The sequence below is a fragment of the Bernardetia sp. ABR2-2B genome, assembly GCF_037126435.1.
GTDB lineage: Bacteria > Bacteroidota > Bacteroidia > Cytophagales > Bernardetiaceae > Bernardetia.
Genome location: NZ_CP147020.1, coordinates 924,528 through 948,191, shown reverse-complemented (window position 1 = coordinate 948,191; position 23,664 = coordinate 924,528). Strand labels below are relative to the sequence as shown.

Below are 23,664 nucleotides of genomic sequence, written 5' to 3'. Positions count from 1 at the left end.
CGAGGCTCTGCCGTCGTTGAGGACTAAAAAACAATTATTCCAAAACCCTAAGGGTCTTCGAAGACCCTTAGTTTAAAACCAATTACTGCTCACTAATAACTGAAATCTCCTCTTCACTAAGTCCATACAACGCATACACCAAAACATCAATCTCACTTTCTAGCGCACTCGTGTCGGCTGATGGATTTGCTTTTTTTAGAGACAGGATTTGAGATACTTTTTCTATGATTGCTTTTTCTATTTCTTTATTTCTAACAATAGGGATTTTTGAGAAAATACTTGAACTAAATTGGAATGTTCTAATAGCTTTTGCAAATATAAATCTATAAGCAAACCAATTAATCATTTTAGATGTCATTAATCCAAGTGCGAATTTATTGTTTAAGTCTGGTGTAAAAGTTAATTGTTGTACTGTATTTAGAATCTTAGAATCCAAATTTTCTGCTATTGTTCCTGTAATTCTTATATGATTATTAGGTCTAGTTATATGAGCTATTATTCTTTGAAGAAGAATAGAATTAGGCAAAATATCAGCTTTAGGAGATATTTTTAATTGTTTTGGAATAAATCCTTTTTCTCCTCTTATATAAAAAGGTTGAATATTAGCACCAGCTAAAACTGTTACCTCACCCTTTTCCTCTACTTTTTTATAAAAAGTATCTCCCCAATTACTGCTACAATATTTATCAATTACGTCTCTATTTAAACTGATTTTATAAGCCAAATCCAATTCTTCTTTATCTACATCATTTAGTAGAAAATCAAAATAAACACAATCTTTTTTTGAAATATAATCTTGAATTGATATGGTTTCTTCTGTTGCAATAAAGTTTAAATATTTGTCTTGTTTGCTATCTTTAATCATTACATATATTATAGCTTCTAGTAAAACTTCTTTCCAAGCTCTACTACAATCTCCTAGCATGTATATTTCATCAAATATATCACTTCTTATATCTTTCCAAGTGGTTGCGTATATAAGAGGCTTAGGAACAATAAATGCATGAACCCCTTTATTTTTTAAGATAAGTTTTGCTAGTTGAATAAATAAAATAGCACTTTCATTTGAGTTAATTTTATAGTGTTCTTTTTCTTGTTCCACTTTTACACCATAAGGAGGATTCCCAATCACGACATCAAATCCAATAAAATTTCCTTTGTCATCTAATACTTCTGGAAACTCAAAACGCCATTCAAAAGCATTTTGATAGATTTTATTGCTTTTTATATCTTCAATTTCTGTGTTTAGCTTCAAGACTTCCTTTTTTAGCTTTTCTATTTTTTTGTCTTTTGCTTTCTGTTCTGCTTTTGAGAGTTCGAAAACGGAAGTTTGTGTAAGTAGTGTTTGTAGTTCAGCCGATTTTTTTGATAAGGATAAAACTTTTGGGTCTTTCTTGCTTATCTCACTTCTAAAATCTGTTTTTATGGTATCGATGAGCTTTTCCATTTCGTATTTCTGTTCTTTGCTCGTCGCATTTCTATACGTCTGAACAGCCACACGGTACGAATCTATCGACCACTTGCTTTTTTTGAGAGCTTTGCTAATATCAGCATCCAAATCAAAACGACTTATCAGCGAGTTTCCAGTCTTGATATTTATGTCAATATTTGGCAGCGTTTCAAGGTCTTCAAAATTACTTTCCCCAGTATAATAAGCATTTTTCAGAAGCTCAATCCAAAGACGCAAACGACATATTTTGACAGAATTTGGATTAATATCGACACCAAAAAGGCAGTTTTCTATCAGTTTTTGTTTTTCGTGAAATAGCGTTTTTTGTATTGTTTGGCTTTGCTTATTTGCAATCTGATATTCAAAAAAATCGTTGGCAGTTTCGAAGGCAAAAAGTTCATCATTTTCTATACGAATCTCAACAGGCAGACCTTTTCCAGTTTCATCAGCCAAAATACCCAATTCGGATTTTATAACGATGAGTTCGTTGAGCGCAGAAACCAAAAAGTGTCCCGAACCGACAGCAGGGTCGCAAATTTTGAGCGAATCAAATATTTTATTGTTTTTGAGTTTGTCAGCCGATTTATATTGAGGTTGCAAAAACTCCTGCAAATCCTCAAAATTTTCAAACTCCATTTTATATTCTTCCGAAAACTTCTGAACGACAGCCCTACGCAGCGTTTGGCGACACATATACATCGTAATAAAACTTGGCGTGTAGAACGAACCGTCTTTGTAGCCGTTGATTTTTTCAAAGATAAGCCCCAAAACAGAAGCATTAATGAGCGTTTTCTTATCTTTTCGTATTTCCTCTGTTCCTTCTGAGCTAAAATTATAGGCATCTAAAAACTGAAACAGATAACTCAAAGGTGTTTCTTTTCCAGTCCTGCGAACTCCATCATCATTTTTCAAAACTGTTTTGGAATACAAAGTAAGTTCTGCATTATCCGAAAGATGACTTGCATTTACAGTTTCACTTTCTAGGCTTGTTTCCTCAAAAAGCGAACTATTCAGATAAGGAATATGAGCAAAATCGTTTAAATACTCTCTTCTTTCTTTTGGCTTTTTTGCCAATACTCCAAAAAATAAATCATCAAGGACATTGAAATCTTCTATCGTTTGGATATTCAAAAACTTATATTTTTGGCGAACTGGTTTTTTCTCTGCTTTGTGATATTGCAGAAGTTGCGCTTCCAAGAGTTTGAGAAAAAGAATTCGATTTGTCCACGTAATGCAGAGTTCTAGTGCGATATTTTCTACTCTTTCGGCATCGTTCTCTCCATAGGATTTATAATTTTCTATTCGTTCTGGTCGCTTTCGTTCTAGTTTTGAGAGCGCATTTTCCAAAAAAGAACCAATTTCTCTATCTTTTTCATTTTTCCTTTTGATGACTTTCTTGTTTTTCTCTTTTACTTCTTCTAGCCCCAAAATGTGCAAGAGTTCATTATAAAAATCTTTATTGAGGGAATTAGAATCATTAGCAAATGGCTTTTTGAGCAGATGAACAGGCGACAAGATTTTGTAGAGATGAATGAGTTTTTTCTCTTCTTTTTGCGCTTTTGGGTCTGTTTCTTCGTCTTGTTCTTTTCCTTTTTTATCAAGATTGATTTTGAAATTCTCTAGTTCTTTTTGATACTCTCTTAAATCAAAATGCGTGTAGGTAATTTCCTGTTCAGAATTAGCAATAAAATGCTGTGCAATTTCTTCGTAAAAATGTTTTGTGCTTTTCTTATCTCTTATAGCATCTTTATATTTTTTGACAAGTCCTTTATTCTGATAAAATACTTTATCAAACTCTGTTTCATCAAAAACAAACCACTCATAGACATCGGTAATAATGAGCCTTTTTACTTCCGTATTTTTATTTTCTATTCGCTCCTTGAGATAATAAAAAATGAGCTGTTGAAACGATTTTTTATTGAGATTTTCGGTGCTTACAAACTCGCTACTATTCGGTTTTTTGTTTTCTATCATCACTCCGACAGGGCTTTTTTGCGTGTCTTGATGATGAATAACGGTATCTACATCAACGGCTGGATTGATGGCGTGAAGATTTTTGTAATAGGCATCTTTCAAAAAGTCTGACATCAAGACTTTTGTGTTTTCTTCTCGCTGTTTTTCCATTTCATCAAGCAGCTTTTCTAACGCAACTCTGAACTTTTCGAATTCCTTTATTTCGACGTGTTCTTTTCTGTAAGCTTGATTGAGCGATTGGGCAGGTGTTTGTTTTGAGAATTTCATAGGCTTTGCAACCGTCGTTGAGACTTCGCCGTCAAACGAGGTTATAAATGATAGAAGTATGTTTTCTCAAAGATACATTTTGTATATAAAAAAAGAAATTTTAAAAAAATACTTTTAGCATAGTAACAAAGTTATTTAAAAATGCTCATTATGATATTTCTATTTAGGTCAGTCTCGTAGAGCAGACCGTTTGTAGTTGAATTACTTTATAAAGAATAAAATCAACGCTATTTTTGGTATCTTTACCGATGATTTTTGCATACAGGTCTAGTATCTCTGAATTAGTTTCTCTTATTTTCAGATTTGCTAGGTTTTTGTTTGTAGTTGTATGTCTTTAAAAAGTTGTTTAAGAATGGAAAAATTACAGCCTTTGTTGGTGTTTTAGCGTAGCGACACCAGACCTATTTTACACAACTTCTAAAAAAAGTTGCTTAATTTTGCAGCATCTTTCCTATTTTGATAATAAAATTGAACCTCATTGATTCTATGAATAAGTACGTATTTTACATAGCTTTTAGTTTTCTCCTTGTTTTTTTTAATCTAAATTCATTTACTTCTTTTGCTCAAACGGCTTCTGATATTGAAGCAGAAAAAGAAGAAAGTAATAAAAATAAACTCTCTGCTCGTCAGAGACAAGAACTTGAAAACCCAAATCGTAAGCCTTTTACTGCCGTTATTGGAGCTATGCAAGTAGAGGTAGATTTGTTTAAGCTGAAAGTTCATCCAAAAAAAGATACTGTAATTATGGGCGTTACTTTTACGGTTGGTAAAATGCGTACTCGTGATGTTGTGGTGGTAAAGTCTGGAATTGGTAAAGTAAATTCTGCTATGACGGCAGCTCTTTTATTAGAACATTTCAATCCATCAGAAGTAATTTTTACAGGAATTGCAGGAGGAATCGATGAGAAACTTTTACCGGGTGATATTGTAGTTGGAGATAGAGCAGCGCAACACGATTTCGGACAATTGACAAAAGAAGGAATAACTGTTTGGCAGACTTTTGATTATGATGAAACTTCAAATCCATTGTATTTTCCGTGTGATTCTCTTTTGATAGAAAAAACACAAGAAGCAGGAGAAAAAGCAAGAATAAAATTTATCAGAACCTATGATGCCAAACGCAAACCAACTGTAAACACAGGTACAATCGTAACAGGAGATGTTTTTGTAGCTTCAACACAATTCAAAAATCGTTTGGAAAAAGAATTTAAAGCCAAAGCTGTTGAGATGGAGGGTGGCGCAGTAGCTCAAATTTGTTATCAACAGGGTGTTCCGTTTGTAGTCATCAGAAGTATTAGTGATACAGCCGATGAAAATGCAGCCAAATTATACAAGAAGTTTTTGAAAGTAGCTTCTTTCAATGCTGCTCATTTGGTAAGTGAGCTTATTTTTCTATTGGAGAAAGAGGAGATAAAGAAAATGAATAAGGAAAAGTAAAAACAAGTATATTTTGATTAAATTGTGCTTTCAAATTAGCAGTAGAATGTAGGTTTGAGATTTTACAATTTACTTATATCAAGTATTTAAAACTTATTTTTATGAAAAAGATTGCCCTTTTAGCTCTTGCAGCGACGTTTATGTTTGCTTGTCAGTCAGAAAAAAAAGAAACTGTTGAAGAAACTCCAGTTGAGGAGATGGTTCTTTTGGAAGATACTTCAGTTGAAGAAGCAGAAGTTACAGTGGATGAAACGCCACAAGAAGATGTTTATTCTGTTCGTGGACAGCTTGTAGGCATGACCGAAGCAGATGAAGCAGGACATGTAGTGGTTACTGTCAATCATGAAGAAATTCCTGATGTGATGATGGCAATGAAAATGGACTTTAAAGCAGAAGCTACTTCAATGCAAGGAATGACTGCTGACGATAAAGTTTCTTTTGAAATGGTAAAAACAGAAGAAGGCTATATGATGAGAAATGTAGCTAAACTTCCAGCCGAAACTGAATTGATGTTGAAAAAGTAATTTAATCAAACCTATAAGGTTTTTAGAAGTCTTATAGGTTTAAATTTCTTTATTTATTTCATATAACACACAAGTTTCTAATCGCTTGTCATTTTCTAAGGCTGGATGTTTGAAATCTTTTACGTATTTCATTCCGATTTTTTCCATTACATTTATAGATTTTAGATTTATTTTTGGTGCGACAGCTTTTATAGACTTCAATTTCATTTCCTCAAAAGCAAATTCCAAACAGCGTTTTGCGCCTTCACTAGCATAGCCTTTTCCCCAGTATTTTTTATCTAATCGCCAACCAATATCTATACAAGGCGTGAAGTCAGCTTCATAGTTTTGTTCTGCGATTCCGATAAAACCAATAAATTCATTGGTTTCTAACAAATCAACAGCAAAATAACAAAAGCCATTTTTTTCAAACTGACCTCTCATTTTCTCTATCAATGCTTGTGTTTGTTCTAAAGAAGGCAGAAAAGGAAAAAATTCCATTACATCTTTATCAGAATTTAAAGCAAAGAGCTTCTCTGTATCAGTATTTTGCCAATTTCTAAAGCCTAAACGTTGCGATTTAAAAATATATTTGTTTTTCAAAGCAAGGTGTTTTTTAGTAAATTCTATTTTGATTAAATTTGTAACTTCAAAAATATTAAAATTAGCAGAGAAATAAAATGGCTTTAAGAATAACAGATGCGTGTATAAATTGTGGTGCTTGTCAGATAGAATGTCCAAATAATGCGATTTATGAGGGTTCTCAAAACTGGTCGTTTGCAGAGGGAACAAATCTAAAAAAAGTAGAAACTCAAGACGGAAGAATTTTAGATGCTCATACAGAATTTCCTCCTTTAGATGATTTTATTTATTATATCGTAAGTGATAAATGTACGGAATGTAATGGTTTTCACGATGAGCCTCAATGTGCTTTTGTTTGTCCTGCTGATTGTTGTATTATTGACGAGAATGTTGTAGAAACAGAAGAAGAGCTTTTATTGAAAAAAGAGTGGTTGCACGACTAATTTTCTTAACTAATACAAAATAATGGAAGCAATACTTTTTATAGGGCTACAAGGGAGTGGAAAATCAACATTTTATAAAAAAGAATATTTTAATTCTCATTTGAGAATTAGTTTAGACTTACTCAATACAAGAAATAAAGAGGCTAAATTATTAGATTTCTGCTTAGAATTTCAGCAGCGTTTAGTCATTGACAATACAAACCCAACAAAAAAAGAACGTGCAAAATATATTCAAAAACTAAAGAAAAGAGGATTTAAAATTATCGGAATTTATTTTGACACAACTTTACAGACAGCCTTAGAAAGAAATGATTTGAGGAAAGGAAAAGCGAAAATTGCAAAAGTGGGAGTTTTATCTACTTACAAAAAAATGGAACTTCCCACGTATGAAGAGGGTTTTGATGAAATATATATAGTCAATACAGAAAATGAAAACTCTCAACTAAAAAAAATAGAAAATGAAGTTTGATGATTTAGACAAACGTATGCGTATCTATGAAACCAATAGTGATATATGCGTACTTCCTCAAATTTATATGGTTGCTAGAATTGATGGCAGAAATTTTACGACACTTACCAAGCAAAAACATAATTTTGAAGCTCCTTTTGATACTCGTTTTAGAGATTATATGGTAGAGACTGTAAAGCACTTAATGAATGTAGGTTTTAATGTAGTTTATGGATATACAGAAAGCGATGAAATTTCGTTACTTTTTAATCAAAATGAGACTGCTTTTAGTCGAAAAACAAGAAAATATAATTCTATACTAGCAGGAGAAGCAAGTGCTAAATTTTCTCTTCTATTAAATGATTTGGCTGCTTTTGATTGTCGTATTTCTCAACTTCCTACCAAAGAAGATGTAGTAGATTATTTTCGTTGGCGTAATGAAGATGCTTTCAGAAATGCACTCAATGCTTACTGTTATTGGACGCTAAGAAAAGATGGATTTACAGCTAAAAACGCAACTCAAAGCCTTGAAAAACAATCAGTAGCTGATAAAAATGAGCTTCTTTTTAGTTATGGTATCAATTTCAATGACTTACCAAGTTGGCAGAAAAGAGGAGTTGGAGTTTATTGGAAGGAATATCAAAAAAGAGGTATCAATCCAATCACTAAAGAAGTAAAACTGACAGAAAGAAGAAAATTATATGTTGATATGGACTTGGAGATGAAAGATGCTTATAGCGATTTTATAAGAGAGTTTTTGTAAAATTCTGATTGTCGAATAGTTTGCTAAAAGTGAACTATTCGATAATTACTCTTTCACTTTTATAGCCTTCACACCAAAATAAATTGCTTGTGATTTGTTCTTCCAGTTTTCAGGGTCAGTTGTTAAATCTAGTGCAGGTTCATAAATAATATGAGGAGGATTAGGAATTATGGGAACAATACAGGTATCTGATTTACAGTTTGATAACAGCGTTTTTCTAGTATCTAATTGCATTGAATAATTATAGGCTCTTCCCTTCAAAATATCTGCATAAGCTGCACGAATAGGATTATTTTCTTTATATAAAAATAGAAAAACAACAACAGGAGCAATCAAATTTGTGAAAACAGAAGGATTTTTAAAGATAGAAAAATCATTATTTTTTTGATAAAAACTAACAAAAACACTCACAATATAAAACCAGCCTATCAAGAATAAAAAATATATAATATTATTGATACGCATCGGCAGTTCTCCACCAATAGAAATATAGCCAATAGAAAAACTTCCAAAAACAACTCCTATCCAAACAATCAAAGCCCAAAATGGATTTACCTTAAATACAAAATCATACGAACTTTTAGAGGCAATTTTATGAGCAAAGGGAAGATAAAATAAAGTGAAAACTAAAATAGGCGTTTCGAAAAACCAATAAAAAATATAATTTAATGAATTAGGAATAAGTTTGGGCAGAATAAATATAGGATTTGAAAGACCTGCAAAATGAGAACCTCTGACAGAATTTCCTGCTGCAAAGACAGAAAAACAAAAGCAAAGAAGAGCAAAGAGAAATAATAGACCGTAAAAAGTATTGATTCTCTTCGTATTTATAAATTTTGTAAGCCAAATTACGGCTATCAAACCTACTACAAAAGAAGAGATAATCTCCATACTTCCACAGAGCGCAAAAGTAAAAAACAGAATAAGTAGATTTTCTTTAAGAACAGATTTAGAGTTATATATTTTAGCTTCTCTTTCTATCAAAAAGCCTATCCAAAAAATCACAAGACAGTTGATAAACATATATCCTAAAGCACAAATAAACCAATAAAAACCTTCTGCAAGACTCGGCATTCCATAGAGATAGACAATGAAAAGACTGCTAGTAAGAAGTAGCTTTTCTTTTCTTGAATCAGTAAAATTAAGTCTGTCAATCATCCAATAAAAACTGAAAAAATTGACTACTAGAATTAAGAAGATAAAAATAGGATAAAAGCCTTGCCAGTAAACAATTAACTTCAAGAAAAGAGCAACTAAAAAAACAGAAAAGTAACGCCCAGACCAATTTTTATACATAAAATAGGCAAATTCTAGGCTACTCATAGAAGAGAGTTGAGTGAAAAAAGGATATTCATCTGCCGAAGGACGTGCAAAAAATGCCAAGAAAAAAAAGGGAAGAATACATAAAAATAGAAAAATGATTTTTAGAGTTGATGTAGAGTTTTTTTTCAGTAAAATCATTTTTCTTTTCTTTTTTTGTCAAATGATTATAATGAAGTTGTTTAAGAATACTCATTTTTCCTTAGAATTGGGTTGCAAATCCAGTTCTAAGGAAAAATAACACAGCCTTTGTTGGTGTTTTAGCGAAGCGACACCAACAAACACACCTATAAAACCCATTCTCTTAAACAACTTCAATATTATTCTTCAATACGTTTGATTTTTGCGCCTAGTGCATTCAAACGCTTATCAATAAATTGGTAACCTCTATCTATCTGTTCTGCATTGTGGATTGTGCTTTTTCCTTGTGAAGAAAGTGCAGCCAAAAGAAGCGAAACTCCTGCACGAATATCAGGCGAAGTCATCGTAATTCCTCTCAAATCTTGTTGTCTTCCTAACCCTAAAACGGTCGCACGATGTGGGTCACAAAGTATTATTTTTGCTCCCATATCAATTAGTTTATCTACAAAAAACAAACGACTTTCGAACATTTTTTGGTGAATCATAAGTGTTCCGTGTGCCTGTGTAGCAACAACCAAAACAATCGAAATCAAATCAGGTGTAAAACCAGGCCAAGGTGCATCAGCAATCGAAAGAATAGAACCATCGATATAAGAATCTATATGATAATGTTCTTGTGCAGGAATAATAATATCATCGTCTTCAAAAATCATATGGATTCCTAACTTTTTGAAGGTGTTTGGAATGCAGCCAAGTTTGTCTATACGAGCATTTTTGATACGAATTTCGGAAGCTGTTATGGCAGCTAATCCAATAAAACTTCCAATTTCTATCATATCTGGAAGCATCGTGTGTTCTGTACCTCCTAGTTTTTCAACACCTTCAATTGTTAAAAGATTTGAGCCAATACCTTCTATTTTTGCTCCCATTCTGCAAAGCATATCACAGAGCTGTTGAATATAAGGCTCACAAGCAGCGTTATAAAGCGTTGTTTTTCCCTTTGCAAGTACGGCAGCCATCAAAATATTTGCTGTTCCTGTTACAGATGCTTCTTCTAACAAAATATATTTTCCTTTTAGGTTTGTAGCATCGACATTATAATATTTATTTTCAGCATCATAATTAAATCTAGCTCCCAATTCTTCAAAACCTCTAAAGTGTGTATCTAATCTTCTTCTTCCTATTTTATCTCCTCCTGGTTGCCCTAAACGACATTTTCCGAAACGAGCTAATAAAGGTCCCATAATCATTACTGAGCCACGCAATGCACCTCCTTTTTCTATGAAATCAGAACTATATAAAAACTCTAAATTTATAGTAGAAGCTTCAAATTTATAGGAGTGGTCACTTAATTTTTCAGTTTTCACACCCAAGTGTCCTAATAAGTCAATGAGCTTGAGTACATCACGAATTAGAGGAATATTATTTACAATGACAGGTTGGTCAGTTAATAAAACAGCACACAAAATTTGTAAGGCTTCATTTTTTGCTCCTTGTGGAGTGATTTCTCCTTTTAGTGGTGTTCCTCCTTCTACTTCAAAGGTTACAGATTCTTTCAATTTTGCCATTGATTTTTCTTTTTTATAATTTTTTGTTTTAGTTTTTTTCGTAGCAGAAATTTAAGGGTTTTGTTTACCAATTACAAAGGTAAATCAGATAAATACCAAATTAATTTGCAAGTCTAAAAAAATGAAATTTGAATAATAACCAATATGACCTAGAGTATTTTATTTTTAATCTGATAAAATGCTTGGTTTGTAGAGTTTCATTTGCTTTTTTGTTGAAAAATTCTTTTTTTGTTAAAAATTAAAACTATTTCTGAATCTATTCCCCATTCCCTATGCAAGAAGTAGCAACTATTAAGTCTTGGATAAATCTTAATGCAAGTCCTTTTGCGTGGCAGCGCATCTTATTCAAACTGTTACCTGAATTTAAGAAAGAAGGCTTTTTTTTCCATACTATAAAAGATGAAAGCCAACTGCCACCAACACTTTTAGAAAAAATATCTGAAGCTCTTTTTGATACTTATAAAGTAGAACTATCAAGAGAATTTTTTCCTAATCAAGAAACTATTATTTCTGAAACGGAGACTAAACAAGAGGATATAAATCAAAATGAAGTAATACAGAATGATGAGAATGAGGATTTTTTCAAAAGTGATTCAGATGATGATTTTCAAAACTTAATATAAAAATAACTACCCCTCTTTTTTCTATAATTATTAAATTTATGCAACAAACTTCTCAACTTTTGCGAGGAAATTACCATTATAACAGAAATGCCTATATTGCTACTGGTGAGCCAATGATTTTCCATTGTCATCATTATAATGTTTATCTACAAGCTGTTATTGAAGATACCAGTTCTTATCTCAATGTCTATCCCATACTTTCAGATAGTTCACAAGAGATTGCTCACACACAGTTTTCTAACTTTTTTAAAGAGAAGGATAATCAAGAATTATCGATAGAAGATAAAAAACAAATTTGTCAAGATTATTTTCGTTTTTGTGGATTTGGAATTATTGACTTGTCTAATCTTATAAAAGAGGGTGGAAAAGTTGATTCGCCTTCCGAACATTATGGAATTGGTTGGAAAATAAAATTTGGGCTTCGTGAAAAAAATAAAAAAGGAGTTGCTTTCTTTGCTGCTGGTTATATTGCAGGTGCAGCCGAAGCTATTTTTGATTTGCCTTTAGGAACTCTTCAAACAGAACAAAAAGAGTGTATTTCTCAAGGAGATCCAAAGAGTTCTTTTGAGGTATTTATAAGAAAAAGTAGTGATGAAAATCAAACAAATTTAATTTCTTCGCCACAAGAGGGAAAGTATCAAACTGCTCAACTCAATCAGCCTTCTGATACGACAATTGATTATGATGGAATACGTCAAGCTCTAACAAATATGGATTTGCAAGGAGATTCAAAAACGGGTTTGATAGATGCTTTTGGGGTTTTGCTCACTCGTATGTATGCTAATTATTATTGCTTGATTTCATACAAATTATTAAAACTTTTTGAAGATGAAATGGGAGATGATGGACTTCCTTTGGCTGCTCAATTGCTCACAGAAGCAGGTCATATATGTGCTTACAATACCTTTGGAGGCGTAATGCAATCAACAGAATGGAATGCTATGATAAAACCCATGATTCAGAATAAAGAAGACTGGGTACACGGAATTACGGCTGTTGTAAATGCTTTTGGTTGGGGGGTTTGGGAGATACAAGAATTAGCATCCAATCAAAAACTCAAAATGAAAATTGTAAGTGGTTATGAACCAAATAATTATTTAGCTCATTTTGATAGCGAAACATCATTACCTGTTTCCTTTTTAGCTTCTGGGGGAGTTGCAGGAATAATGAATTTGGTTTATAATACTGCGCTGACAGAAGGTTTTATAACATTAGATGAAAACGAGTACAAAAAACTGGTTCAAAATGCTTCTTTCTTTCAGACACAAAAACATATATGTAGAGTAAGAGAACATAGCCAGTTTGACCAAATTACAGTAGGGTAATTTAGAAAATGGATTATGAATAATTATTTTGAAGTAAAACAAATCAAAAATTGTCGTCAGTTTATAAGAAATTGTTATACGCTTTCTAAACCCATTGATAAAAATCTATTAAACCAATTAGAAAATTATGGTTATTTAGAAATTCAAAACTTTTCTTCTTTTTCGGCTTTAGCAAAAGATTCTTTTAAGCTAAAATTAGAAGATATTTTGGAAGTAACAGGAGTGATAGATGGAAATCAGTTTTTTATAACAATAGCAAAAACAGATTTGAATTTGGTAGAGAGAATAGAACAAGAACTTATAATTTGGATAAAAAGCTAACTTAAAATAAACCGTGAAAAAAAAGAGTTTGAAAATTGTTTAGATTTTCAAACTCTTTTTTTTAAACTCTAATTCCTATAATGGTAATATCGTCTCGTTGTTCAGTCGTACTTTGGAATTTGTCTAAGTAATTTACTAAATGTAGATGTTGTTCTGCGAGTGATTTATCCGAAATATCTTTTAAGGTTTCCAAAAATTTTAGTGTTCCTATCTTATTACCTTGAGGACTATTTTGGTCGACATAACCATCAGTAGTTAGATAAAAAGTTGTACCTTTTGGAACATTAATTTTATTGTTTTCAAATGGTTTTTCTACACGCTGTTTGCCACCAATAGAACGTCTTGTAGCTGGTAAAACCTCTATTTCTGATTTTGCTGAATTAGGTAAGGCATAATATAAAGCTCGTTTTGCTCCTGCAAACTCTACTTTTGTATCATCATCAGAATCTGTAAAGTGGAAAGCACACAAACACATATCCATTCCATCAGAATTAGATTCTTGATTTTGATGAAGCGCCAAAACCAAACGGTCGTTCATTTCCTCCAAAATCTTTGCAGGAGTAGCAGCTGGTATTTCGTTAATTACTTCTGTCAGAATTGAATGTCCTATCATAGACATAAATGCCCCTGGAACACCGTGTCCAGTACAATCAATAGCAGCCAAATAAGTAATGTTTTGTTTATGAGCTAACCAATAAAAATCACCCGAAACAATATCTTTAGGATTATAAAGAATAAAATGCTCATTAAATAACTTCGAAAACTCATTTTGATGAGGTAAAACTGCACCTTGAATGGTATTTGCATAACGAATAGAATCTGTAATATTTCTGTTTTTTTCTTGAATCATTTGATATGCCGAAACATTATCTAAGGCAATCGAAGTATAGGCTGCAAGTGTGCGAAGAATGGTAAGTTGTTGCTCTCCGTACGCATTTTTTTCTAAACTCTGAACCGTAATTACACCCACAGGTTTTTGTTCTACAAATAAAGGTAGATAGACAAATGATTGAGGAATCTGCCCTACTTTTGCTTCAAACTTTTCTCCTTTTTCTTCTTGAATTTTCTTCAAATCTGTTAAAAAATCATTTTCTATCAGCTCTTTTCGTTGTGAAAAAGAAATAACAGACTTACTTTCAGTTTCTTCTAATCTATCATAATGAAAAGGCATTTCTTCATTATTTTCTATAAAACCAGAAAACTCAATGCGTTGTAGCTGTGGATTGTAAAGTCCAATACCAAAAAATTCGGCAGGCATCAGAGCATTTATATTGCTATAAACCGTTTTGACTAAATCTTTTTGATTTAAGATTTGAGTAATTTTCTGACCAATTTCAGAAAGTATTTGAATGTTTTTATATGAGTTTTCTACTTCTTCTTTTTGAATCAAGATTTCTTGATTTTGTTTTTGGATAGAAAGATTAGCATCAACCAAACTTTCTGCTTGTGCCTCTATTTCTTCTTTTTGTTGATTTATTTCGGCATTAGCAAGAAGAACATTGTTTGCTTGTTGTTCTATTTCTTCCTTTTGTTGCTGGATTTCGGCAGTTCTTTGCTCTACGATAGCTTCTAGTTTTTCTTTGTCTTTTTCCAAACGACGAGTATTCCATTTCACAACGAGCCAAACTAAAGCAATGGCAATAATAGCATAAATAATAAATGCCCACCACGCTCTATACCAAGGTGCTTTTATGGTAAAAGAATAACCAGTAATATTACTTAGCTGCTCGTAGCTATTTTTTCCTTCTACCTCAAAAGTATATTTTCCTTCAAAAAGATTTGTATAAATTGCTTTACTATCTGTTGTCCATTCGCTCCACTCTTCACTAAATCCTTTTAAGCGATAGCGATATTTGTTTTTTCCTTCTCCAAAATCAGGCAACGAGAACTCAAAAGTAAGTGAATTTAGCTCATAAGGCAGTTCTTCATCTAATGAAATAATTTGATAGGAAGGATTTTTATTAATAGCATACTTTTGTGCAAATCCTCCATAAACTACTGAATCTTTACCTATTTGTACTTTTCTAATCAGTATATTTCTTGCCTTATAATAATCAGTATCTTCTTTTGGGTCATATCTAAAGACACCTTCCGAACCACCGAACCACATTGTTCCATCAGGAGCTAAATAATGAGCCAAAACCATCATTTCAGCAATTTTCTTAAAGGGAGTTTCATACAATTCATAACTTCCATCTGCTTGTTTTTTTGCTATTCCCATTGAGCCTGTTGCACTTTGCAGACCCGAGTAATACAAATCACCATTCGCACCTTCTGTAAAGGAAAAAATATCTCTACTTCCATCAGCTAGAGTTGTTCCTTGTAATTCTGGTGCAGGAATCATTTTATCATTCTGCTCATCATATCTATAAAGTCCTCCTTCAGTTGCAAAAATAACATCGCCTTTGAAAGGATATACTAATACATTTTTGAGAGATGAAAATCCTTGTTCTTCTTTGTAATATTTTATTTTATCAGTTGTAATTTCTTTAGGGTCTTCATAATATGGAATTTTGATAGCTCCATTTCTGAATGTTCCTAGCCAAAGGTTTCCATTTTTATCTTCTGCTACCATTCTAACATCATCTTTTAGATGAGGAACATATTCTTCAAAAGTCCATTTTCCATTATCATAATTTATTGCACTCAATCCATCTCCATACATTACAAAAACACGATTTGGAGTTTTTTTAGATTGATAAAAATCATAAGCTGTCTCTCTACGAGCCAAAATATTTTTTGCTGTTGAGTCTGTGATTTGATGAGTGCCATTATTATCACTTACAAGCAGTATTTCTTCTTGAGGAGTTCCATCTTCAGAAACGGGTGTGAAGCGAGTAAAGCCCCACGTTTGAGTATCCAAAGGAGTATCGCCTTTTATTTTTTTTGCTTTATCTCCCTTTAAATAATATAATCCTTGATGCGTACCGACATATGTTATTCCTTTATAATGGTGTATAGCTTCTACTACTCCGTCTAAACCTGAATTTTTATCCCAAAACGAGATTGGAGAAGCAGTTTCTACGTGTGCAACACCTTTGTTCATCGCTAGAAACAAGTTGCCTTTATCTGTAACTGTCATATCATAGATGTTATTTGATAAAAGACCTGTTTCTTCTATTACTTTTTGCTGTAAAGCTCCTTTTTCACTCAACACATATATTCCACTTCTGCTATCTAAAACAGCTATTTTATTAGAAGGTAGACGTAAGACCTTATTATAAATACCGTATGAATATCGTATTCCGTTCAGAAATGCTAGAAATTCTGGATATTCATCTGAGACATCTTGTGGAGTGCTTACTTCAAATTGAGAAGTAGAAACACGGTATAATTTTCTGTCAGTAATATTAATTCTTCTATCTTCTGAAACGGTATAGCCTCTTGCGTAAATAAGTTGCGTATCTTCAGTCTCTTTTATTATTAAATCAGTAATATGGCTTTCATAGAATGAATTGGCTGAAACAGGAACAAATTTTTTATTCTCTATCTTTTGCAAACCTTTATTCAAATCCCAAAAATAAGCTCTCTCATCTATATCAAAAATAACTTGATACCTATTATAAGAAAGCGTGTCCAATTTTGCCTCTCTGCCCTCACCTTCTAAAATAAATATTTTTCTTAAAGAAGGAGCATAGAAGATAATCTCATTACTTTTTTCTGTTTTTTGCTGAACAACCTTCAAAATCCTATCAAAATTAGGAATGGTATCTAATAAACCTATTAATGAATTGTATTCTAAATAACCTTGTGTATTTGCAGTTAGATAACCAAACTCATTGTTTGCTCCTACATATACTTTGTCGTTATAACTTTTTCCTAAATCAGAATAAAACATAGAAAACCCTGTTCCTTTGCTCTTGGTAATCGGAATAATACGCCAATTATTTCCATCAAACTCCAAAATACCATCTCCGTTTCCAATATATATTACTCCACGGCTATCTTGCGTCAAGCTCCAATTCTGAACATGTGCCTTGTATTCTTTTGAGCTATAGTTATGAATGAAAGGTTTTCCTACTTGTGCCTTCAAAGGAATATAAATCAAAAAGCACAGAAAAAAAACAGAAGAAAAAATAATATATTTTGACTTACTACTGTTTTTTAGTAAAAAAGAAAGTGAATTTTTCAAGAGAGAAAAGAAAATATCTGAATAAAAATTAAGGGAAAGAGAATGGGGAATACTCTCATATATTAAAAATAGTCAATCTATTTGAGAAATCCAATCTAATTGTTGAATAATAAAATTAACTTAGTTAATCATGTTGCTCTAATTTATTAGCTCAAAACACAGTCATCTTATACTTTTCAAAAAAATAACTCAAATTACTCATTCAAAAATCCGTATCTTTGTAAATTAATAAATAATTGATTCTTTTATCAATTATGTAATTTGCTAAAAAAATTATTACAATTATCTAATGTACTAGTAATTAAAAAAAGAATAGTATTTATATTAATTCATAATTTTTAATTCGTAATTCGTAATTGTTATTAACTGATAACTGAAAACCGATTTGGATTCTCCTAACTTCATAGATTACGTTAAATTATTTCTTCGCTCTGGTAAGGGTGGAGCAGGTTCTAGACATTTTCGCAAAGAAAAACACGTTCCCTTGGGTGGTCCTGACGGTGGCGATGGTGGACGAGGTGGACACGTTATTATTCGTGCCAACTCTCAACTTTGGACGCTCATTCATTTGCGTTACCAAAAACATGTTTTTGCAGAAGATGGAGGAAATGGAAGTGGACAAAAAAGTTCGGGCAAACAAGGCGAAGATACTATTTTGGAAGTTCCATTGGGAACAGTTGTCAAAAACTCTGAAACAGGCGAAAAAGTAGCTGAAGTTTTGGAAGATGGACAAGAAGCAATTTTATTACACGGAGGGCGAGGAGGACTAGGAAACTTTCATTTTCGTACTTCCGTCAATCAAGCTCCTGAATATGCTCAACCAGGTGAGCCTTGTGTGGAAGATTGGTTTACACTAGAGCTAAAAGTTCTGGCTGACGTTGGTTTGGTAGGTTTTCCCAATGCAGGAAAATCGACACTGCTTTCAGTAGTTTCGGCAGCCAAACCAAAGATTGCAAATTATGCTTTCACTACGCTTGTTCCTAATTTGGGAGTTGTTCCGTATCGTGATCATCGTTCGTTTGTGATGGCTGATATTCCAGGAATTATTGAAGGTGCAGCAGATGGAAAAGGCTTAGGCGTTCGTTTCTTGAGACACATTGAACGAAATTCAATGCTTTTGTTTGTTATTTCGGCAGACACAAAAAATATAAGAGCAGAATATGATATTTTAGTAGATGAACTTGAAAAGTATAATCCAGAACTATTAGACAAAAAACGTCTTTTAGCTATCTCAAAAATGGATTTAATAGATGACGAACTCAAAATGATGTTAGCTGATGATTTGCCAAAAGAAATTGAGCATATTTTTATTTCAGCAGTAGCTCAAATGAATTTAGATACTTTAAAAGATAAAATTTGGGAAAATTTGCAGAAGTAGTTTTTATATTGAACCCTCCTTGAAGGCTGTATTTGAGCTTCAACGAGGGTTCTTGTTTTACTCATCTCTAAGTGCCTCAATTGGATTTACTCGTGCAGCCAAAATAGCAGGGATAAGCCCAGCAATTGTTCCAGAAATAATTAATAACGCTAAAGCACCAACAGCTACTTCCCACTGAATGATAGGATTAGCAAAAAACTGATTTTCGGCTTTCATTGTCTTTAAAAGCGTATTTACTCCAAAAACAACTGCCGTCCCTGTTACTAGACCAACATAACCAGGAAGAGCTGTCAGAAAAATGGCTTCTTGAAGAATAAGTGCAATGATAGAAGAAGGAGTTGCACCAAGAGCTTTCCTAACACCAATTTCACGAGTGCGTTCTTTTACAGTAATTATCATAATATTTCCTACTCCAATAATTCCTGCTAGAAGCGTAAAAATTCCAACAAACCAAATAAAACCACGAATAGCAATAAAGATAGTATCAAATTTTTGAAACTCTTTACTTGTGTTCCACGAACCAATCGCAGAAAAATCTTCTGGAGAAACAGAATGATAACTTGCTAAAGTAAGTTTGACTTCTTTTTCTATTTCAACAGCATTGGCTTTTGGGTCAAGTGTACAAACAAACCAATCTATTCTATCAGACATATTAAAAATCTGTTGAGCTGTCGTAACAGGAACAAAAATAGCTTCTTCCTCTTCTGCTGCACGGTTTCCACTCCTAACTTCCTTTGTAACTCCTATAATCTGAAAGAATACATTTCTTGCCTTAAAATATTTCCCTATAATTTTTTTTGGATTATTTTCAACAGTCTCTGTTCCAAATAACTCTTTCGCAACAGATTGACCCAACACAGCAACTTTTCGCTTTTCATTAATATCAAATTGATTCAAAAAACGCCCTGCCATAATCACTTTTGCATTTATTTGGGTAAGTGCTGGTGTTTCTCCACGCATAGAATAAGAGGCATATTTTGTTCCATAACTCATCGGAACAGTTCCCACTTCAATTCTAGGTGCAACAACTTCAATTTCTTTCACTTTCTTTTTGAGTGCTTTTACATTTGCAAGTGTATATTGAAAACGCCTTCCTGCCTGTAAGCCTTTATATGGAATTGTCGTCTTTCTTGACCAAACAAAAAGCGCATTCGATGCAAAACCTGCAAACTCTTGTTTTACTCCGTTTTCAAGACCACTTCCTGCTCCGAGCATAAAAACGAGCATAAAAATTCCCCAAAAAACACCAAACGCAGTCAGAAAAGTACGTAGTTTGTTCTGTTTAATAGTAAAAAATATTTCTTGCCATTTATCTAATTCAAACAAAGTAGTGATTAGTTATTAGTGATTAATTATTAATGAATGTATCAATTAATACAAAATAAAAGGTGGGATATTTTCAGATAAATAAAACTATTCATTTTTAATGAAAAAACAGAATTTTGGAAAGATAAAAATTCATAAATACATAATTTCTACTTTTTTATTTCCCTTTTAAATACCTCTTGCTTATATAAAATAGTCAAGAGGTATAACTAAAGTCAGAGCATTTCATTCATTTTACCTACTTCTTTACTACCTTAATTTCAACATTCATATTATCTCTTATCAAGATTACAGAATTTAGTTTATCATTTTCAAAGTTGAGTTTCAATAGATTTGGATAATCTACAATTTTAAACAACCCATTTTTAAGGTAAAGTAATTCAGTTTTGTTTTTTCCTGCATAGCGTTGAAAAAACATAGATTCAACATAGAGATGACCCTCTTTTTCCACAATTTTAGTAGGCAGCCCTTCTTGTCCATAAAGCAAATCATTATACGTTCCCACTAATTTTTCTTTCAAACTTTGAGGGATTTCTTGAATATCTTCTTTCGGTATTTCTTTGTTCCAGTCCATCAATGTCAAGAGTTTTATTCTAGTTTGATGAAAAACAGGGAAACGGTTTTGTTTTTCACCATTTGCCATATAAACGAAACCATTTCCATCTGTCATAGTAGCAAAAATATCGCTACCCACTCCTGTATTAGAGCCACCACATCTAAGCCAGTCATAATTATTGTATCCAAATGACCTTTGTCCTGCATAACTCCAACCAGCAACAGCATTTTTTAGAGCTGTTACTTCAGTTATTTTTTTAGCAATAGTAGTAGATATTACTTTGTTGTTTTTATTGCGTAAGGCGTTTTGAATTTCAATAGTAAATTTTGCCAAATCAGTTGGAGTTGACCATAATCCTGATGGTGCAACTTGTGGTGTTATTGGTAATCCTGTTTTGATAACTTTATTTTCTTGGTCATGTACAAGAGCAACATTTTTCAAAAATCCCTTTTCATTAGGTTGAATCATTGTTGTATTACTCAATCCCAAAGGCGAAAAAATATACTTTTGTGCAAGTTCTGAAATAGGTTTTTTTAAACTGTCTTCCAAGGCCATTTGAATAATTACATAACCACCACCACTATATTGCCAACTCGTACTAGGTGTAAATAGAAATTCAATTTCTTTATCATATCTCGGAAGTTGTCCTAAAAGACTTTGTTTTATGGTTGGAATCGTGTCTCCTTCATAAAAATCTGCAAAGCCCTGCTGACTTGTTCCTGCTGTATGATTTAAGAACTGTTTCCAAGTTGGGCTAGTATTTTCTGTAAACTTACTTTTTGGCAAATGCCAACGTTTTAGATAACTATCTATTGGGTCATCTAAATTAATTAGTCCTTTTTCTTCAAGCAGGTGACAAAGAAGTGATACTACTGGTTTTGCGATTGATGCCGTAGAAAAAGCAGTATTTTTATCTATTTTTTCCTGTGTGGCTGTTGATTTTACTCCATCTTGACTAGAGTATACAATCTTATAATTTTTAAAAATAACAAGACTAAAACCTGCAAGTTTGTGTTTTTCTAATTGCTGGGTAATATTCAAACTATCGGTCAGAAAGCTATATTCTTTTTCCTTTGTTATTGTCTTATGCTTTGTCTGACAACTTGAAAATAGAGCTGTGAAAATTAGTAAATAATAAATGGTACTTTTCATTGTATCGTTTTTTTGATTAAAAAATTAATATGATACAAATTTGTAAAACAAATCAAAACTAAGCGACCGAGTAAAAGTAGTCGTACGGATTATCCGAAAAAAAATGAGTAAGAGTAATATAAAAATAAGTACGAGTAATTACAAGGTGTTGTTTTTCAGTGTTTTACGGTATGAAGTGGGTGTTTTTCCTGTATGTTTTTTGAAAGCAGTATTGAAAGAAGATTTGGAATTAAAACCTACTTCATACAGAATTTCTAAAATAGTTATCTTATTTTTTGTTGAGTCTTCTAAAATTCTCATCGCATTTTCTACACGATATATATTAATGAAATCGTAAAAATGTTGTTCTAGTTTATGATTAATTAGAAGAGATAAATCTCTAACAGGAATTTCGATAGCAGCAGAAATATCTTGAATAGTTATGGAAGGATTAAGAAATGGCTTTTCGTTATTCATATATTTTTTTAATTTTATTAAATCTTCACTGTATTTTTTTTCAGTCAAAGTCAATGGTTCATTACCCTTTTCTTCAGAAATTATATCCTTTACAAGTTTTAATTTTGAATCGATATTTCTGAATAAATTGGGGTTATTTATTGCCTTAAATAAGTACCAACAAAAAATAAATAACTGAAGTACTATAATTCCAATTTTTATTCCCTCAGAAACAATTTGAAAATCAGAAAATTTGAAAATATTTTTTATAAAAGCAACAGAGTATAAAATAGTAAGTACAGTCGTAAACTGAAATAACCAATTATAGGAAACACTACTTTTATCTGCATTATTTTCAAGATATAGTCTTTTTGCTTTTTTTAATATCATAAAAACAGCAAAAATATAAACAGCTATTTGAAGATGTATCAGAATATGATTGAACTGTAATTCTATCATCTCCTTACGATTTATGATAAAATCAATTTTGGAAGCGATATCTACGGCATAAAAACGAGGGAGTAACGCCAAATTAGCAGCTAAAAAAGGTAAAAAATGCAGTAAATGTTTGTATTTGAGCTTAAAATCAGAATAACAAACCGACAGTATGTAGAGATAAAAAATAGGAAGTTGTAAAAAAGAAAGAGCATTTCTTAACATTCCTAAGTTTGAAGGAGTAGCAACAGTTAAGTTGAATAAGGGCGCACTAGTATCTATCGCAGTGATTAGCAAAAAAGCAGCAAAAAGAAAATTACTTAACTTATTTTTTGTCTTGACTACAACCAAAAAAAAGGCAAGAAATAATGAAGTAAATAAAGAAATTGCAGTGGTAATAATTAATAAATTAATGGTATCCATTCATTATCTTTTGTGGTTAATCGTACAGCATATAATTAATAAAAGTATTGATTTTTGAGGGAAAAAACAGAATTTCGGACTGATAAAGATTTGTAAAAAAGGTTAAGTGCTAAAAATAAACTATTTACATATATCGAAATTGTTATATTTTCTTGTAGTATTCCTTTGATTTTGATGCTCAATGTTGTTATTATTGTATTAGTTATTTTTATTCTTTGGCTTCCTTCTATTTTGATTAGTAGAATAAAATCTATTAGAGCTATACAGTTTGATTGATTTTAAATAAATTTAGGTAGCTAACACATTATATTACAGTAAAATCAAAATTATGATAAATAAGAAATGGGCGAATGACAAAGTATTTGATGATATTTTCTTAATTGTTAATGGTTCTTTTGTACACAATATAACAAATAATATGCTAGGAGCTTATATTGCTATGCCAAAAGATGATGAGCTAGAGCTATTGATTTTTGCAAATGAACTTACAAATGCAACATATAAAGAATTATTAAATGAAGATATTCTTCCTCAAATAGAAGACCACACCTCTTCATATGGAATACAAAAAGTGACTTGTCATGAGTTCCTTGTTCAAAGCATTATTAATGAAAGAGACAATATTTTCCCTAAACTTAACTATTATTGGTGTATTTTCCACAAATATGAAGGTTCTTAGTTATCATTACTAACAAAGTTGTTCGTTTAATGATAAATTTTTA

18 protein-coding genes are annotated in these 23,664 nt (G+C 32.0%); 10 read left to right on the top strand and 8 right to left on the bottom strand.

Features of this window, described 5'->3' with window-relative positions:
* Positions 1-82: 82 nt before the first annotated feature.
* Positions 83-3,691 (bottom strand): Eco57I restriction-modification methylase domain-containing protein, encoded by a 3,609-nt coding sequence (locus tag WAF17_RS03955; RefSeq protein ID WP_338766516.1) that lies wholly within the window; start codon positions 3,689-3,691, stop codon positions 83-85.
* A 486-nt stretch (positions 3,692-4,177) separates the two neighbouring features.
* On the opposite strand from WAF17_RS03955, the gene WAF17_RS03950 reads away from it, so the two are divergent.
* Entirely contained in the window at positions 4,178-5,128 is a 951-nt protein-coding gene (locus WAF17_RS03950; RefSeq protein ID WP_338766514.1) for a 5'-methylthioadenosine/adenosylhomocysteine nucleosidase, read from the top strand.
* Positions 5,129-5,229: 101 nt separating this feature from the next.
* Positions 5,230-5,652 (top strand): copper-binding protein, encoded by a 423-nt coding sequence (locus WAF17_RS03945; RefSeq protein WP_338766512.1) that lies wholly within the window; start codon positions 5,230-5,232, stop codon positions 5,650-5,652.
* A gap of 39 nt (positions 5,653-5,691) precedes the next feature.
* On the opposite strand, the gene WAF17_RS03940 is transcribed toward WAF17_RS03945, so the two are convergent.
* On the bottom strand, positions 5,692-6,234 hold the full coding sequence (locus tag WAF17_RS03940; RefSeq protein ID WP_338766510.1) for a GNAT family N-acetyltransferase: 543 nt from the start codon (positions 6,232-6,234) through the stop codon (positions 5,692-5,694).
* A 77-nt stretch (positions 6,235-6,311) separates the two neighbouring features.
* Between WAF17_RS03940 and WAF17_RS03935 the strand changes: the two genes are divergently transcribed.
* The 3 genes from WAF17_RS03935 to WAF17_RS03925 are packed head-to-tail and all read left to right on the top strand — an operon-like array spanning position 6,312 to position 7,867.
* Positions 6,312-6,656, top strand: a complete 345-nt coding sequence (locus WAF17_RS03935; RefSeq protein WP_338766508.1) for a 4Fe-4S dicluster domain-containing protein — start codon at positions 6,312-6,314, stop codon at positions 6,654-6,656.
* Positions 6,657-6,678: 22 nt separating this feature from the next.
* A complete protein-coding gene (locus WAF17_RS03930) occupies positions 6,679-7,125 on the top strand; it encodes an AAA family ATPase (RefSeq protein ID WP_338766506.1) in 447 nt (148 codons plus the stop codon).
* On the top strand, positions 7,115-7,867 hold the full coding sequence (locus tag WAF17_RS03925; RefSeq protein ID WP_338766503.1) for a tRNA(His) guanylyltransferase Thg1 family protein: 753 nt from the start codon (positions 7,115-7,117) through the stop codon (positions 7,865-7,867). Before WAF17_RS03930 ends, WAF17_RS03925 begins: the two co-directional genes overlap by 11 nt.
* A 45-nt stretch (positions 7,868-7,912) precedes the next feature.
* Here WAF17_RS03925 and WAF17_RS03920 read toward each other — a convergent pair whose 3' ends face one another.
* Together WAF17_RS03920 and murA are read right to left on the bottom strand one after the other, a co-directional pair.
* The gene (locus tag WAF17_RS03920; RefSeq protein WP_338766501.1) at positions 7,913-9,328 is read right to left on the bottom strand and encodes a DUF6056 family protein; all 1,416 of its coding nucleotides are present in this window, start codon (positions 9,326-9,328) and stop codon (positions 7,913-7,915) included.
* Between the two features lie 179 nt (positions 9,329-9,507).
* A complete protein-coding gene (murA, locus tag WAF17_RS03915; RefSeq protein WP_338766499.1) occupies positions 9,508-10,836 on the bottom strand; it encodes a UDP-N-acetylglucosamine 1-carboxyvinyltransferase in 1,329 nt (442 codons plus the stop codon).
* A gap of 272 nt (positions 10,837-11,108) precedes the next feature.
* Between murA and WAF17_RS03910 the strand changes: the two genes are divergently transcribed.
* Genes WAF17_RS03910 through WAF17_RS03900 form a run of 3 tightly spaced genes read left to right on the top strand, consistent with a single transcriptional unit; the run spans position 11,109 to position 13,105 of the window.
* A complete protein-coding gene (locus WAF17_RS03910) occupies positions 11,109-11,459 on the top strand; it encodes a hypothetical protein (RefSeq protein ID WP_338766497.1) in 351 nt (116 codons plus the stop codon).
* A gap of 38 nt (positions 11,460-11,497) precedes the next feature.
* The gene (locus tag WAF17_RS03905) at positions 11,498-12,784 is read left to right on the top strand and encodes a hypothetical protein (RefSeq protein ID WP_338766495.1); all 1,287 of its coding nucleotides are present in this window, start codon (positions 11,498-11,500) and stop codon (positions 12,782-12,784) included.
* A 15-nt stretch (positions 12,785-12,799) separates the two neighbouring features.
* The gene (locus WAF17_RS03900; RefSeq protein ID WP_338766493.1) at positions 12,800-13,105 is read left to right on the top strand and encodes a hypothetical protein; all 306 of its coding nucleotides are present in this window, start codon (positions 12,800-12,802) and stop codon (positions 13,103-13,105) included.
* Between the two features lie 61 nt (positions 13,106-13,166).
* Here WAF17_RS03900 and WAF17_RS03895 read toward each other — a convergent pair whose 3' ends face one another.
* Complete coding sequence (locus WAF17_RS03895) at positions 13,167-17,153, bottom strand: SpoIIE family protein phosphatase (RefSeq protein WP_338766491.1); 3,987 nt, start codon at positions 17,151-17,153, stop codon at positions 13,167-13,169.
* Between the two features lie 469 nt (positions 17,154-17,622).
* On the opposite strand from WAF17_RS03895, the gene obgE reads away from it, so the two are divergent.
* Positions 17,623-18,615 (top strand): GTPase ObgE, encoded by a 993-nt coding sequence (obgE, locus tag WAF17_RS03890; RefSeq protein WP_338766489.1) that lies wholly within the window; start codon positions 17,623-17,625, stop codon positions 18,613-18,615.
* Between the two features lie 57 nt (positions 18,616-18,672).
* Here obgE and WAF17_RS03885 read toward each other — a convergent pair whose 3' ends face one another.
* From WAF17_RS03885 to WAF17_RS03875, 3 genes are all read right to left on the bottom strand, one after another.
* Positions 18,673-19,941 carry an ABC transporter permease gene (locus tag WAF17_RS03885; protein WP_338766487.1) on the bottom strand — a complete coding sequence of 423 codons (1,269 nt, stop codon included), beginning with the start codon at positions 19,939-19,941 and terminating at the stop codon, positions 18,673-18,675.
* A gap of 238 nt (positions 19,942-20,179) precedes the next feature.
* The gene (locus tag WAF17_RS03880) at positions 20,180-21,649 is read right to left on the bottom strand and encodes a serine hydrolase domain-containing protein (protein WP_338766485.1); all 1,470 of its coding nucleotides are present in this window, start codon (positions 21,647-21,649) and stop codon (positions 20,180-20,182) included.
* Between the two features lie 138 nt (positions 21,650-21,787).
* Entirely contained in the window at positions 21,788-22,942 is a 1,155-nt protein-coding gene (locus tag WAF17_RS03875) for an AraC family transcriptional regulator (protein WP_338766483.1), read from the bottom strand.
* A gap of 328 nt (positions 22,943-23,270) precedes the next feature.
* On the opposite strand from WAF17_RS03875, the gene WAF17_RS03870 reads away from it, so the two are divergent.
* A complete protein-coding gene (locus WAF17_RS03870; protein WP_338766481.1) occupies positions 23,271-23,621 on the top strand; it encodes a hypothetical protein in 351 nt (116 codons plus the stop codon).
* Positions 23,622-23,664 lie beyond the last annotated feature (43 nt).